Origin of the sequence: Paenibacillus germinis (genome assembly GCF_013141785.1) — a bacterium.
Lineage (GTDB): Bacteria > Bacillota > Bacilli > Paenibacillales > NBRC-103111 > Paenibacillus_E > Paenibacillus_E phytorum.
This window is the reverse complement of the sequence record NZ_WHOC01000110.1, coordinates 1-15380: the sequence shown is the minus strand read 5'-3', so window position 1 is coordinate 15380 and position 15380 is coordinate 1. Positions and strand designations below refer to the sequence as shown.

The following is a 15380-nucleotide window of genomic DNA, read 5'->3' as shown; positions in this document are numbered from 1 at the left end:
ACAAGGACGGTCAGACAAGACTCACCCCCTTCAAAGATAAGTAAACGTTTTCATTTGTGGAGCGTTTTACGATCGTCGCTTGCAGGAAACTCACCCTGATCAATTTAAAATGCTGCTGAAAGCAAACACATTCCGAAATAGTGAAAACAGTCAAGGCCGCGAAGCGTTCATATTGCCTTGACTGGTTCCATGACTTGTATCGAACCGTGATGTATCACGAGTAAATCCGCACATCGATAAGATTGCAGTTGCTCCACTCTCAATGTATATCTTTTGTCTCGCTTGCCCATAACTTGCTTTAGAAAGCGGCAATAGACCAAAATCGAAGAGTGGCAACACGGGATCGAACTACTTTTGTGACAATAAATATTGTGCGTCCCTCAGCAAACATTGTGCCGCTTCGATAGAAATGTGCTTACCGCTTTGTGCCTCTACTTCTCTCACAAAACCGCTTAAATTGTTATGAGCTAATTTAGACTGCAGACTATTGGCAATACCGGCGTTATCGATTCCATGGTTCGTGGCGAAGTATGTGACCAATACCTGTAAAGAATCGATGCTAGCCACCGTCTGGAAAACAACAGTCTTGCTCTTCTGATTGCCTGCCAAGTCGCTGGAAGATACAACAAGTGTATGCAGTCCAAGCGGCAACGTATAAAGCGAGATTGTCGTTCCGTAATGGTAAGAATTCGTATCGAGCATCATCGTCGTTTTGCTGCTGTCGATACCCGACAATTCATCAGTCAGTACGATCTCGGGCGTCAATTCTCCAGTGTTTTGATAAATGTTATTATCGCCCGGTACGGTTACCCCGATCGTCGGCGCAGTCGTATCCAGATTGAAGCTTACCGTTTTTGCAGCCTCATGATTACCCGCTTTATCCATAGTGCGATAACTTATCGAATAAACACCGTCTTGAGCGAACGTTACTGGTGCGCTGTAAGTAATCCAGGTAGTTCCGCCGTCCAGACTATACTCTGTCTTCGCTACACCGGATCCATTATCTGACGAGGACAGCTCCAGGGTAATCGGATGTGAATACCAGCCGTTTTGCCCGTAGGTATCAGATGTTACTGACTCAAGAACAGCTGTTGGCGCCGTTTTGTCAACTTTAAGCTCGATGGTTTTGGTCAGTTCTACATTCCCTGCTTGATCCGTGCTGCGATAACCGACCTTATAAATCCCTTCACCAAAGGCTGGAATGGTTCCGGAATAGGTCATCCATTCCCCATCATTTACTTGATACTCTGTTTTCGCAACGCCGGATAGATTGTCATTTACAGACAAGCTTACCGTTACATCCGATGTATACCAACCGTTGCTGCCGTTAGGTTCTGCCGGACTTACAGAAGCGATACTCAGCGGCGGGGTCTTATCCGCCACTGAATCAAGCTTAACGGGCACAACAAACTGATTTGTGCTAGCCTTGCCTTGGTAAACGACTTCTACGTTTGCGTTTTGGACGACGTTTGTCTCTAGCAAAGGCGTGAAGTGCATGATTGCGGTTCTGCTGCTCGAATCGTAATGAAAATCATTAATAGGCAATGCTTGTTTTACCCCGCCATTGATCTGTAAGCTCGCCGAAAAATCAGCTAACATAGGCGTGCTAGCAGGGATCGAGTTCAGCTTGACCGCCGCAGTTCCATTATCAGCGTACACTTGGAATGCAGCTAGCTCAGCAGAATAATGATTACTGATCGCCTCACCATCTAACGCTGTATAATAAATACGGAATTCGTCAATAAGACCATTAAATCTGTGCAGGATGCTGGATCCATTTGAATTGCCGCCTATTCTCATAGGATACGGATTGTTTGGCTGGTCTAAGAAAATGCTTGATGATTGCTCCGCTACTTTTTGTCCGTTTAAATATAACTTAATTGTCTTATCGTTACGGGTCAACGCTACATGGTACCAATTATTTGCCGTGATCGTACCTCCTTTAATATTTATGGTAGTGCCTTGTTCGTTGCTGTAATTGATCCATAGCGCATTGCCATTCAGGTACCACCAAAAGCTGTTTGGTGCAGCGCCGCTTTGCTGCTGAGCAAAAATAGTTTGCGATGAGGTAGAGGTAGTGTTCGTCTTGATCCACGATTCTAAAGTAAATTGTCCAGAGTGTCCGATATTGCCAGCCCCGAGATTTAAATCGTCGGTTGAACCGTTTAAGTTGATTGCCCCTCCGACTTTACCTGTCATCCAGGACGCAGTCCCATTGATTGTTCCGGTAGAACGGCCAACCGAATCAGCGACAGTCGTTCCACTCGTTTCATCCATTTTGTAATAATCATATAAGTAGGCATAGCTCGGATCGACAGGGATCTGATTGTTATTTAATATTCCGGCATGCTGCTGGATGGAAGAATCCGATAATACGGCATTATAGAAACGAATATCATCCACTGCACCCTTGAATAAATGATCAGGGCCGCTGCCAGCTAAGTTCAAATCGGCACCAATGTACATATTATTCGGATTGTTCGCCTGACTAATGGTTGCAATCGAAGCTTTTGTCGCTATTTTCTTCCCGTTCAGGTACAAGTTATATGTATCCTGATTCCTTGTTATTGCAACATGATTCCACTGTCGCTCTTTAACAACTGCAGTCGCCTCGTCTCCGAGGAGAAGACTAGCGGCTGATGAACCATCACTGATCGAAAACAATAACTTGCCATTCTTCAAATACAAACTCCATTGATTAGTAGTGATATCCGTTTGCTGCTGAGCAATGATGACCTGTGCATTCGGATCGTTCCCCGAATCAGGTTTAATCCATGCTTCAGCACTGAAATGCTCCAAATTGTTGACTACATTGTTGCCAATGTCCAGAAACCCACTTCCATCCAGCTGTATAGCATTCCCGAACAAACCGGGAACTCGTAGGATGTTGCCTTTTATCGTGCCGTTATTGTTGTTAACCGAGTCTATGACAGCTGCACCGCTTGTTTCATCCAGACTATACGCTCTAAGAGGCCCGTATTGAAAGGACATTTTACTGTCGGAAGCAATCGGATTTTGAGCTAAAGAGGTATCCTTTACAGCGTTTACCGTAAGCTCATAAGTATGTTCCGACTGCATCGGAGATACAGTCAACGTGACCTTTTTGTTGTCCGCTTGCAAGATTGCTGAACTGATTGTGACCCCATTATTGATGGCATAATTCGAAAGCTTTTCTGCACTTCCCTTATCCAGCGGCTCGCTAAATTCAACCTGAACGGTTGAGCCCGATAATGCTCCTGCGCTTCGAATGACAGGAGGATTCGAATCTGCTGCGGTTGTCACCGAGACGGAAGCGCTTTTCGCGCCCTCCAAAGAGCCGGCGCCATTTATGGCTGAAATTTCATAGATATATTGCGTTTGTTCGTTCAAACCTTGATCCGTAAAACTTGAGGCTAGCGTTTTTGCAAGAATTGTCCCATTGCGGTAAATATTATATCCTCCAATCGAGATCCCGGGGGACGATGGAGCTTGCCATTTAAGACTGACTTCATGATCGTTGATGCTAGTGGCCGTTACTTCAGTCGGTATTAATAAAGATCCGGTATCTGGCGCATCTTCCGGCGCATAAGCTGTAAACCAGGTATAGCTCATCGGAGGAATCGTCACTTGCAGCAGTACGTTGCCGTTTGAATCAATTTTATATGTTTTGTTGCTTAATCCTTCCTGGGAAAGCGTAACTTGCTTGTTGGTCGGTTGTGCGGTTGGATAATCGTAAGTTGCAGGAGCTGCTGGTAGGTATGGATCATAAACTGGATATGTGCCATATTTTTTTAGTTGTTTCGGATGAGAACCTGGAACAGGTACCGGAGGATTTTGCAAATTCGTCAAACCTGTGTAATAAAGCGGAACTGAAATTGTTTCCGTTCTCGGCGTATCTGTCTGGTTGTAAACCATCATTAATCCTTTTTCTTTCGTTTGGGTATTGACATGTATGATCGCGTCAAGACCGGTCGTACGCTTGGTATTGTTAGGATCAAATTCGGGTGCTTTAATGTGTACAATATCGGAGTTTAAAATAGCTTTATATTTCTTATAGAAATCAGTCCACTTTGTTACAACTGCTTTCGTTCCTTCGGAATCGTACAGTTCTTTCCCACGGTAAGCTGCCATAACGCCACTGCCAAAGTTTTGGGCGAGAACGAAATCGTAATCTGAGATATTTTGGCTGAGAGGTTCGAACGATGCAGTCGATCCGCCGCCATGGTAATTCTCAATCGGGACAAACGACCAACCCATGGAAGGCGTCTTTTGGAAAGTAGCGTTGTAAATGGCTTGCCTTCCAAAGATGAGCTGCTCTTGTCTAGGCTGGCTCCAAGCGATTTCTTCATACCCGATACCGTTTTTGTTGTACCCGTTCAAATAAAACCAATCAGCTGCGTTAGCGTACATGCCTCGCTGTCTAACATCTATACCCATCTGTTTGGTTGCGTTGGTCCACTGATTAACTTGAGAGCTTTCCGGGTACTTCGAGTTTATACTCATTGGGTATGGTCCATCAAACTCTAAGGCATCAAGCCCCGTTTTATCAATGAAATTCTTAGTATTTGTCCAAAAGGTATTAAAGGTTGGCGAAGACAAATCCCGCATGTTTCCCCAGACTTCTTGATAAGAGTCGCTAGCAGGCTGATCGCCACGTGCGGCCACCATCGTATAGGCCCCCATATAGATACCTTTGCTATGAGCGTAGTCGTAATCCGCTTTATGTCGATTTATATAAGCCTGATCGGTGCTTTCTGTATTCGCGCCCGAACCAAACGATTGAAAAATCATTTCAAAGCCTGCGCCCGTAGCCTGATCGACCGCTTTTCGAATCGTCGCGGAATCATCCGCAATCAGGTGCATAAATATTGGATTATCTGTAATTTGCGGAAAAAGCGTTCTGTACATTTTTTTGATTTCCATCTGCTTCCACTCAAAGAAATCAACACTATGTAGCAACTCGAACGTTCTGAAGCTTTCAAACGATTGACCGGTTTGCAGTGTCTGTGCAGGACCATGTTCATATTTGCTGCTGACTAAGCTGTAATCTGTATCGTTCTGCCATTTTATCGTTCTGCCAATATCATTGTTTCTCCAAATGTTGTGCTCATCGCCTTTAAAGTCGGTTTCCAGATAAATCTTATCTTTATTCGATGATGCAAGAGCCAATTGTTCAGCGGTCAAAGATGTTACGACTGTATTCGTTGTGCCGTTATTGATTACTTTTACTGTTTTGCTTATTACCGGAATGCCGTCATAAATCTCATAATGCACTTCAATGGTGATCCCTTTATAAGCATCCGGAAAATCAGGTGAAGCTTCGTACGTAATTGTAATCGCCTTTCCTTTCGGAGCCCATGGTTTGTCTTTATCGAGCGGATCGGAATAAGATTTCGGTGTCCATTCATAAGGCTTGATCGGATCTCCTGCCTGATAACTTTTGAATTGAAAAGTTTTACTGGATGAACCGCTCCCTCCGACCTCGAACATTTGTCCGTCCAAGCCGATTACAGCGTCAGGTTGCGGATTTGCCCCAGCAAGCATGCTCGCACCCGTGTAAAGATTTTTGTAGGATACCGTCGTCATGTTAGCGGACTTGGAAAAAATTCGTTCGACCAGCCCGTTTGTCATCACGATCTGTGTATCTGATTCGCTGATCGAGGATGACGTCGTTACCGGCTTCACAACCCAGTATGTAGACCCCTCCCCGATCGTTGGTGTTTCCGCAGCGCTCACAGTTTGAACTCCGGCTACCGTGAATAGAAGTGAACCAACCAAAACCAGACTGAGCATCCTATTCGAGCTTTTCAATCGTTTCATGTGGTTATCCCCTCATTTTCCATATTCTATTAAATGCGTCTTGTAATGTAACGAATCTTTCCCGATTATTGGTAGAACAACTAATTAAAAGGCTTTTAACAGCGAACACACTAGTCTCACCCCCTTGAAAAAATATGAACGCTTTTACAACTCCAGACTCGTCTTATCATATATACCTCCGCTTTAACCTTTGACTGCACCGGACATCATGCCTGATATAATGTAACGTTGACCGATTACATACGCGATTATGATCGGCAACGTCGTCAAAACGATTGAAGCGCATACCAAGTTCCAACTGGATATATAGGTGCCATAGAAGTTGTACACAGCCAGTGTCATCGGATTGTAGGCTGTCTTATTGAGCACGTAAAGTGGAATAACAAAATCGTTCCAAGCGTTCATAAAATTGATCAACAGCGCCGTAATCGACACTGGGATTAGTAGTGGAAACAAAATCTGGAAAAACAGCTGCCACGGACCGCATCCGTCGATAACTGCAGATTCATCCAAGTCTCTCGGCACCGAGGAGATGAACCCATAGTAGAGAAACACCGTAAAAGGAATCATGAGCGCCGAATAGAGCAGGATAATGCCTTGAAATGTATTCATGACATGTAAGAGCTGCATGACCTTAATCGTCGGGATCATATTCAACGGAGCGATCAATCCGATAATAAAATAGTAATAAAGTGCCCGATTGCCCTTTGTTCTTCTGCGTGACAAAATGTAGGCGCCCATCGCGGAAGCGACATTCGTCAGTAAGACCGATCCCACCGAGATGATCATGCTGTTCCTGAAAGCGCGGATCATATGCCCTTTTTCTATAACCGTCCAAAAATTTCCAAATTGAAAATGAGCTGGTAGACGTAAATTCATTAAATCAGCTTCAGCTGGCGTTTTGAATGCGTTTATAAGCACTAAAAAAAGTGGAATTAAAAAAATCAATGTAATAATCCATACCACAGCTTCTTTCACACTTCTCATGCTTCCACCTCAGACTTTCTAGATAAAATGGAAAGCGCGGAAAGAGCGACAACCGTAGTTAACAGGAATACTAACACACCATATGCGGTGGCGAGTCCGTACCTGCCTGCGGAAAACTCCCTGAATACGGCGGTGTTTAGCACTTCCGTGGCATTGCCAGGCCCACCTTTTGTTAATACAAATATCAAATCGAATACTTTAAATCCATTAATCAGGTTCAGGACTAAGTTGATCGTTAAAGCCGGCAAAATCAAGGGTAGCGTAACGTTCCAAAATCTGCTCCACGCATTAGCACCATCCATGGAAGCAGCCTCGTAGTAAGACTTATCGATCGTTTGCAATCCGGCCAAATAAATAATCATATTGAAGCCTACAAATTTCCATGTTTCCACGGTAATGACTGAAGCCAAAGCAAACTTGATATCTACGAGCCAACCGTGCGTCCAGGATTCCAAGCCAATCGCGGTAAGAACCGAATTAATGATGCCATGATTCGCGTCGAATACAGATGAAAAAATAAGTCCTATGATAAGCGGAGAAATTGTCACAGGTAAGTAAAACAGGGTGCGCAGAACATTTTTCGACTTCAGACCTTCATGCAATAGGAGCGCTAGCAACAACCCCAGCACATTTTTAAGTAGCGTAGTAAACAACGCAAATCCCGCGGTATTTTCAAGGTATTTAACGAATACTCTTCCTTCAGTGATCATCTGTTTAAAATTATCCAAGCCTACGAATTTCACGTCATCGGTGAATGTATTCCAATCCGTTAAAGAATAATAGAAGCTGAACAAACTTGGTATAAAATATAGCAGCGTATAGATACCTATAGGAACAATTAAAAAATACATGGGATAAATTTTTTTCATATTCATGGTTTTCTCACTCCTATTGCCTCTGCATAGCTTATAATGTTGGTTTTTAGGGTAAAAAAAGGAGGAATGTCCTGATAAGACATCGCCTTATGTCCGACAATTCCCCCCCTTATTTGACTACCTATTACTTGGCCACTTTAAAGGATTTATCGCGGCTTTCATCCAGCTTTTGCAGCACTTGCTTCGGTGTAGATGCGCCTGAAATCATATCCTGAAGCGACTTGCCTAACAGTCCTCCATCCCAGAACTTTATGGAACTCTCGTAGGCTTGATCAATATTTGTACCGGAAATTTCTTTGATGCTTTTCAGAGCGGCGGTAGGCGGCGCCACTTCTATACCGTTAAAAGAAGGCTCGCCCAAATCTTTTCTGTCCGTGTAGAAGCTTTTCAAGTTATCTGGTTTAGATAGGAAGGCAAAGTATTGTTTCACAGCGTCAATATTTTTGCTTTCTTTATTGACAACGCGGATAATACCGCCTGAAGAAGTTGCGAACCCTTGATTGTCTCCCAGTGGGATAGGGAACATCTTCCATTTATCAGCGCCCGAGTTCGGGAACTTTTGAACCACTTCTTGCTGATAGGTCGTATACACAAGATCCATCGCGTACTTTCCGGATCCAAGCGCTTCATAACCGTGATCCCAATCATTAGATAGGACATTCTTGCCGAAATAACCTTTTTTGTTCATATCATTTAATTGCGTCATCGCCGTTTCCAATACGGCCTGGTCAGCAAATTTGGCCTCGTTTTTATTGAATTTATCGGTTAGGCTCGGTCCAGCTCCCTTTACCGTCGACATGCCCGACAGCCAGAGTGGCAAATGCCATTCATCTTTTCCGTTTTCGTAAATTGGCGTGATGCCGTTCGCTAATAACTTATCACACAGCGCTGCGAATTCTGCGTAAGTTTTGGGAGGTGTTAAACTATATTTGGCAAACAAGTCCGTGTTGTACAGTACCCCCCACCCGTCGACAGACCATGTGTTAAAACCGTACAGCTTGCCATTAATGGAGGCTCCACTCTTAGCCCAACCTTTCAAATTCGCTGCCCAAGGCTCATTTGATAAATCCAGAAAATTTTTATCCGGTTGGAAATTGTCCATTCCGATGCCTGAGGGCATATAGATGATATCTGGGGCTTCATGCGTCGATATTTTCGTTTTCACTATGTTCATATATTGATCGTCCGGATTAACTTGAAAATCGATTTTAATACCCGTTTCTTTCGTAAATGCTTCAGCCAATTTACGATCGATATCCTTCACCCAGTTTTGCGAAGAGCCTACTGTAAGTGTCACATCTTTTTTCGCTGTTGGTGTACTTGCTGTTGTACTTGCTGGTGCATTCTCACTTGCCGCCGGAGTCGCTACATTAGTTTTAGTAGAACTACAACCTGTTACGATAACAGTTAATGCACTGGCGATCGTCAAGACGGTTAGTAAATTGCGCTTCATTGCAATGCCCCCTAGTAATTTTATGAGACCCTCGAGGTCTAAAGTTAGTATAAAACGCTTTCATTTTATTTGCGATGCACAAAATCCACCTTTCAACTGGACGAAATTCACCTCTTTATTTTGATTGAGTTCTATTCCTCACATGTTATAATGAGAACCAAAATAGAACCTCAGGAGTTGGGCCGTGGCATGCCAAAATTTGCGATAAAGACGATTCAATCCAAATTGTTTGTCACTTTTTCGATTCTCATTGTGAGCATTGTGATGCTGCTTGCCACGCCGTTTTATTATTACATAGCTCATATTCTGAAAGAAAGAGCATCCGAATCTGCGTACCAGTCCGCTTCCTATATTTCAACTCAATTGGATTCTCAGATAGAAAATATGGATAACACAGCAGTTAAAGTCATTTCTTCTTCAAAAGTAAGGGATCTATTTTTTCAAAATGTAGATTTCGTTGATACTACAATATCGTTGGGTATTCAGCGGCAAATCAATGAGATCATTTATTCCATCATGGGGCCTCTTCAGCTGGATTGGCAGATCAACCTATTTGATACCAACGGTCGATTTGTGGGAATCGGCAACAATTCTTTCATTACCTCCTTCGGCAGCAAGCCGGAAATGTTAGATTGGGTGTATGAATCACTGGAGCGAGACGGTAGAAAATTCGTAACCGCCCCGCATCCTGATGATTGGAGCACAAACGGAAGAGAAGTAGTCTCTTTGGCTAGGATGTTTCCATGGGAAATCGGATCCAAGCAGCGAGGAATAGTAGAAGTTCAGTTGAATTACGAAACAGTAGAAAGGCTAATTGCCAAGCTCATGGCCGGCCCCTCTGACTCCACACTCTCTAAGAAGTCCGTTTACATTTATAACGAACAGGGAAGCGTCATTTACCCCATTGATTCAGTATCGGAGGATAATACCAAGTTATATTGGGATACGCTTCAATCACAAGCAAACCAATCTGATGTGCATACATTCAAAAATTCCGTTACCAATGAAAGTGAAATACTTGCTTATTTCCGGTCGGGATACTCAAAATGGACGGTTGTCACCGTGCAATCTGAAACCTTGTTGCTCCAACCTGTGAAGGTTTTCCGAAATACGATTTTCGCAGCCGTAGTGGGATTGCTGCTTATCACACTGATTGTTTCTTATTTCGCCGCCCGCCAGCTTACATCACCAATCAAGCAGATGCATAAATCGATTCGGGCGCTTAGTATTGAAACCCTCGAACCCGCATCCCAGATAGAATCCAATGTCGGCGTAAACGAACTGGAGAGCTTAAATAACGCATTCAAAAAAATGTGTGCTCGGCTGCAAAGCTCGATTGAAGAAACTTTCATCTCCCGTTCACAAGAAATGCAGGCTCGGATGCAAGCACTTCAATCTCAAATGAATCCGCATTTCCTCTACAATACCATTACGATTATCAGTATTATGGCGGAGGAAAAGAACCATCAAGATATCGTACAAATGTGTCGTCACCTGTCGCGTATGTTACGCTACATTTTATCGGACAAAGATATGCATGTCAGCCTGGTAGACGAAGTGGATTACGCCAAAAGCTATATGACTTTGATGCAAAACCGTTATGAGGACATGATCCAATTTGAAGTACAAATTGATCCTGCTCTAATGAATGAGAGTGTTCCCAAGTTAGTGGTGCAACCGATTGTAGAGAATTGTATAAAATACGCTATTCACGTGGATCCACCTTGGAAGATACAATTAATTGGAGAATCTGATGGAGATCGATGGCGCATACGAATTGTGGATAATGGCAGCGGATTTACTTCAGAAGCTCTTGAGGCGCTGCAAGCACCCAAAGATCCTGCCCGAACGGACAGAATGGGTCTAAAAAATATAGCTGAGCGACTTCGCTTATTGTTTGGTAGTCAGGCTGAATTTACGGCGTTCAACCTTGCTGAAGGCGGAGCTTGTGTTACAATCGGAGGTCCTATGAACTCAATGAGTATGAAACAAGTACAGAAAGACGGTGTTCCCATATGATAGAGGATAACAGAGCGTCTGCATTCCGCGTCATAGTGGCCGAAGACGAACCAAGAATATTAAAAAATATCGTCTCAAAGATTCAAGATAGTTCGAGTCGTTTCCACGTTGTCGCCTCCGCTTACAATGGCATAGAGGCGCTGGAAGCCATTCATGAGCTGCGCCCCGATGTTCTCTTTACCGATATCCGAATGCCTAAAATGGATGGCATGCAGCTCATTCAGCATGTTGCCCAGCAATATCCTCATATTGCGATTGTCATTGTCAGTGGATTTAACGATTTTGAGTATGCGAAAGGGGCTATAACATTCGGGGTTAAAGATTATTTATTAAAGCCAATTGATGCTGCTGAAGTCAAAGAAACGCTGCAGAGGATTTGCAACCAATTGGATGCTAAGCTCGCGCTCGACGTGAAAGAACATATTCGGGCTGCACTGCTTAAACCAATTTCTCGCTCAGACATCGCACTCTCACTTCAAAATCAGCTTTTTCAGTTGTTTTACGTTCACGCCGGGCATCTTTTAGGAAGCCAATTTTCGAAAGAAGCAGCCGAACATTTCGAAAGATTATGGGAGAGAATTGAACATAGCAGCGTTCTCACAGAGCAATTACAAGAATTCAGTCCCTGGTGGCTGATAGAACCTAAGCAAGTATTCGGAAAGTTTATAGTCCTGCGGGCACAACCAGATTCGGAATTTCAAGTGCAGAAGCTGGCGGACAATTTGCTAAGCGCCGTCCAAATTCAAATTACGCCTTTTCCGGTTACCCTAAGTATATGTGCAAGTGCGGCACCTGCGGATCAGTTATGGGAACTAAGCCAGCAACTAATCTCCGACATAGATAATCAGCTCATTATAGGACAATCTGCGGTCATCACAGCATTGAAGAGAACCCAAGGTGCGCCGCCACGCATCGATACGCTTAGCCAACAAAGGCTGTCGCAGCTGATTCAAACTGGAAATAAATTACAAGTACATAAGGAAGTTAGCGAACTGTTCCAGCAATGGCAGGAAGAACAACGTCCGCAGCGTTGGATAGAAAGATCCCTTCAGCAAATCATTCAACTTTTTCATCAGCATGCCATTCTCGTATCCGATGCAGAACTAGCACATTTGGAATACGAAATGATGAACACAATTCCTATCAGCTCCAATCTGAAGTCCATTTTGGAAGGCATTTGGCCAATCTTGGATACATTGCTTTTCGTTAATGGAGAGAAAGAAAGAGATGGCGGGCTTGAACTCACAAACCGGATAGAAGCCTATTTAAAAGCAAATTATACCTCTTCTATTACCTTAGAGGAGATATCGGATAAGTTTCATTTTAACGCCACTTATCTGATAAAGGTTTATAAGAAATATAAGAACACCACTCCCTTGAAGTATCTCATTTCCCTTCGCATCGAAGAAGCCAAAAGACTGATTGCTTCGTCCCCTGAGCTAAGTTTCAAGGAAATTGGCGCTATGGTTGGCTACACAGACCCGAATTATTTTAGCCGAATATTCAAAAACTCGACTGGAATCAATTTATCCGAATATAAACAGGGATAATCATGTAGGATGTTGTAAAACAACACAGTTTTGAAAGTGCAAGAAACCAGCAAACTAAAGAATTTGCTGGTTTCTTTGATAAATATAATAATTCATTTGTATCATGTGTGTGATATATTAAAATAATCCACCCATGAAATTACCATCATTTAAATAAATCTCAACGGTGGGATTTCTAAAATGCATCATTTTGTTCAATATTTCAGGAATCCAAGCATCGTAATAGTCGCGCTGCCTCATAAAGTTCATTAAGAGGATTAGATTTGATTGAACTTTCAGAGGTATGAGTTTAGGATGAACGACTGAATAATTCCAACCCACTCCTGAGCGTATCTGCAATTAGCCTTATACAAGTGAGGTTTTTGCTCAATAATGTTGTTTCCTCCTTTAACTTGAAACAAATGGGGACGGTTGTACTGACGGAATACCAAAGTATCCGGGACTTGTTCTTTTTTAACAAGCTCAGATTGAGCATTCAACTCTGGATAAGTTACTACAACTGGCTGCTCATAGTACCTAACTGTAAGAGGATCAATCTCAAGTAAGTAATAAAACAAGCACTCTCTCCAGAAAGATTCGGAGCTAATACTACGATTCATTTTAAGACTAGGAATTGAACCAATAATCTGCTCATGCTCCCTACTTCCTTTGTTATTTACTTTTCGTTTGGGTAAGTACATTGCATCCTCTTGAATCCAAGACTTCTTACTTATCCAATCCAAGTAACTTCCTCCTTTAAAGCGCCATTTTATCATCAAAATTTGATTCACCTACATCCCCCAGTTATTCCAAGAAATGAAATGGTTTAAACGAAAAAGCTAAATCAATTAAAACAAGCAAAAAAGCCTAAACCACGTAGGTTCAGGCTTTTTTAAACACGACATTTCATGTTACAAGTACACGACATTTGATCTTCTAAATTTAATTACAGCTTACACCTCGAAATGCATCCATTGTTATTAGTCATTTTTAGGTTCTGGTGCAAGGATTTAAAAAAGTTCGCAGTTACCCGACAAACTATACTTTGTCTATGCCACTAAACCAAATATCTTATTTAGCCATTCAACAGCAGTGAGGACAGTCGAATTATCATCGGCCTGCCCTTTCCTTATCATATGTAAAGCCTCAATTCCCTTTAACGTCTGATCCGCTGTAAGAAACGATTTGAAACCAAGCATTGGTTTTGTGATTTTCTTTATGAACCGGTGATCTTGCTCCACAATGTTGTTTAGATACTTTGTCTGTCTAATCAAGGTTTCTTTTGGTAAGGATTTCTCATTTATTAATTCTTGTATGGCTGGTGGATAGGCTGGATTTTTATCTAAGGTGATTACACGTGGGATTTGAGTATGTGGAGAGGACAAAGCCTTTGTGAAGAAGCGCTTAGCTGCCTGCATATCCCGATTTTCAGATAACATGAAATCAATGGTTTTCCCCATAGAATCAACGGCTCTGTATAAATACTTCCACTGACCTTTAACTTTGATGTAGGTTTCGTCAGTCCTCCACGAGTCGTTTGTAGGTTTCAAAAAGGGGCGGATCCGTTTGTCGATTTCGGGTCCAAATTCATGCACCCATCTCATAATCGTCGTATGGGAAATCCTTAATCCTCGATCACTCATCATTTCAACTATATCTCGATAGCTTAAACTATATTTCAAATACCATCTTATCGTTAGTAAAATGATTGCAGATTCATATTGCTTCCATTTAAATATATCTAATTTCGTTTCCAAAGCAAGTTGCTCCATCCCATGACTTCATTATCAATTACGTTATCATGAATTAGAGCTTTGCACCACAACCTGCAAGAACTACATTCTGAAGGGAGCGATGATATAGGGGGAGATCATTTATTACCTCGGGGGCAAATCAGGTAAGGTGAAGAGAAAATCCGCGTAGGACTTTTGTGCAGCTCTTAGTGGCGAATGCCCGTAAATAGTTAGCGGTATGCTCTTCAGACGTATGTAGAATGTGTGAGAATCCACGAATATCAGATTGCCAACCAGCGAATTGTTTTTGCCTCCGAGCTAATAAATGATCCACCCCTTCCGTCCCCTAAAGGGGAAACGCAGGGAGTACACTCCCTGCACCCATTACTCGCCGTAAGGCAGGCCCGGCATACGGCATGCCGGGGAACCTTAAAGTATGGAAAGATTTGGGCATCTGTCAAGAAAACCACTTGACAGACTCTTATTTAAGTACGCCAAAAACTAGAGAGCAACAGAGTCGCTTGACAGGTTTCGTTCATATCAAAGTCTTAGACTGCCGTTGCTGTCTCAGCCTGTTATTAAACCAACGTTCTGCGTAGTTGAATGCCGAACAATTTTTTATTCAAATATCAATCAATTTATTAAATATAAAACAAAAGGACCCCCTTATTTGGAGTCCCGGTCTCAACTACACAACTTCATTCAACCGCCCATCACGAAAACACACAATCCGCTTCGCCTGTTGCGCAATCAATAAGTCATGCGTAATCAAAATAATCGTCCGACCTTGTGCATTTAATCTATTTAAAATGTTTAAAATCTCCAAACCTGTCTTTGAATCTAACGCTCCCGTAGGTTCATCCGCCAAAATGATCGGAGGATCACCCGCCAGCGTTCTCGCAATCCCAACCCGCTGCTGCTGCCCGCCTGATAGCTCGGATGGGAAGTGTTTCTTACGATCCAGCAAGTCTACCGCTTCCAGTGC

General features: G+C 42.8%; 9 protein-coding genes. 2 read left to right on the top strand and 7 right to left on the bottom strand.

Translation table 11 applies throughout. From position 1 onward, the window contains the following. Positions 1-348 precede the first annotated feature (348 nt). The 4 genes from GC102_RS21825 to GC102_RS21810 form a co-directional block, all read right to left on the bottom strand. Positions 349-5799: a LamG-like jellyroll fold domain-containing protein gene (locus tag GC102_RS21825; RefSeq protein WP_171691368.1), complete on the bottom strand. Its 5451-nt coding sequence runs from the start codon at positions 5797-5799 to the stop codon at positions 349-351. 183 nt (positions 5800-5982) lie between these two features. Continuing rightward, positions 5983-6786, bottom strand: coding sequence for a carbohydrate ABC transporter permease (locus tag GC102_RS21820; RefSeq protein ID WP_171691367.1), 804 nt, complete (start codon positions 6784-6786; stop codon positions 5983-5985). Next, positions 6783-7661: a carbohydrate ABC transporter permease gene (locus GC102_RS21815; RefSeq protein WP_171691366.1), complete on the bottom strand. Its 879-nt coding sequence runs from the start codon at positions 7659-7661 to the stop codon at positions 6783-6785. Before GC102_RS21815 ends, GC102_RS21820 begins: the two co-directional genes overlap by 4 nt. 124 nt (positions 7662-7785) lie before the next feature. Beyond that, positions 7786-9114 carry an ABC transporter substrate-binding protein gene (locus GC102_RS21810; protein WP_171691365.1) on the bottom strand — a complete coding sequence of 443 codons (1329 nt, stop codon included), beginning with the start codon at positions 9112-9114 and terminating at the stop codon, positions 7786-7788. A 189-nt stretch (positions 9115-9303) separates the two neighbouring features. On the opposite strand from GC102_RS21810, the gene GC102_RS21805 reads away from it, so the two are divergent. After that, positions 9304-11133 carry a cache domain-containing sensor histidine kinase gene (locus GC102_RS21805; protein ID WP_171691364.1) on the top strand — a complete coding sequence of 610 codons (1830 nt, stop codon included), beginning with the start codon at positions 9304-9306 and terminating at the stop codon, positions 11131-11133. Continuing rightward, on the top strand, positions 11130-12683 hold the full coding sequence (locus GC102_RS21800) for a response regulator (RefSeq protein WP_171691363.1): 1554 nt from the start codon (positions 11130-11132) through the stop codon (positions 12681-12683). The genes GC102_RS21805 and GC102_RS21800 overlap by 4 nt, the downstream gene beginning before the upstream one ends. A 275-nt stretch (positions 12684-12958) precedes the next feature. Here the strand turns inward: GC102_RS21800 and GC102_RS21795 are convergent, their stop codons facing one another. The 3 genes from GC102_RS21795 to GC102_RS21785 all read right to left on the bottom strand — a co-directional run. Continuing rightward, entirely contained in the window at positions 12959-13453 is a 495-nt protein-coding gene (locus tag GC102_RS21795) for a hypothetical protein (protein WP_171691362.1), read from the bottom strand. 258 nt (positions 13454-13711) lie between these two features. Next, a complete protein-coding gene (locus tag GC102_RS21790) occupies positions 13712-14419 on the bottom strand; it encodes an IS6 family transposase (RefSeq protein ID WP_376769400.1) in 708 nt (235 codons plus the stop codon). A 664-nt stretch (positions 14420-15083) separates the two neighbouring features. Next, a partial coding sequence (locus GC102_RS21785; RefSeq protein WP_171691360.1) for an ATP-binding cassette domain-containing protein occupies positions 15084-15380 on the bottom strand: 297 nt, incomplete at its 5' end.

Coding starts and splice junctions, on each gene's coding strand:
- GC102_RS21825 (WP_171691368.1), bottom strand. CDS start 5,799: ATGAAACGATTGAAAAGCTCGAATAGGATGCTCAGTCTGGTTTTGGTT.
- GC102_RS21820 (WP_171691367.1), bottom strand. CDS start 6,786: ATGAGAAGTGTGAAAGAAGCTGTGGTATGGATTATTACATTGATTTTT.
- GC102_RS21815 (WP_171691366.1), bottom strand. CDS start 7,661: ATGAATATGAAAAAAATTTATCCCATGTATTTTTTAATTGTTCCTATA.
- GC102_RS21810 (WP_171691365.1), bottom strand. CDS start 9,114: ATGAAGCGCAATTTACTAACCGTCTTGACGATCGCCAGTGCATTAACT.
- GC102_RS21805 (WP_171691364.1), top strand. CDS start 9,304: ATGCCAAAATTTGCGATAAAGACGATTCAATCCAAATTGTTTGTCACT.
- GC102_RS21800 (WP_171691363.1), top strand. CDS start 11,130: ATGATAGAGGATAACAGAGCGTCTGCATTCCGCGTCATAGTGGCCGAA.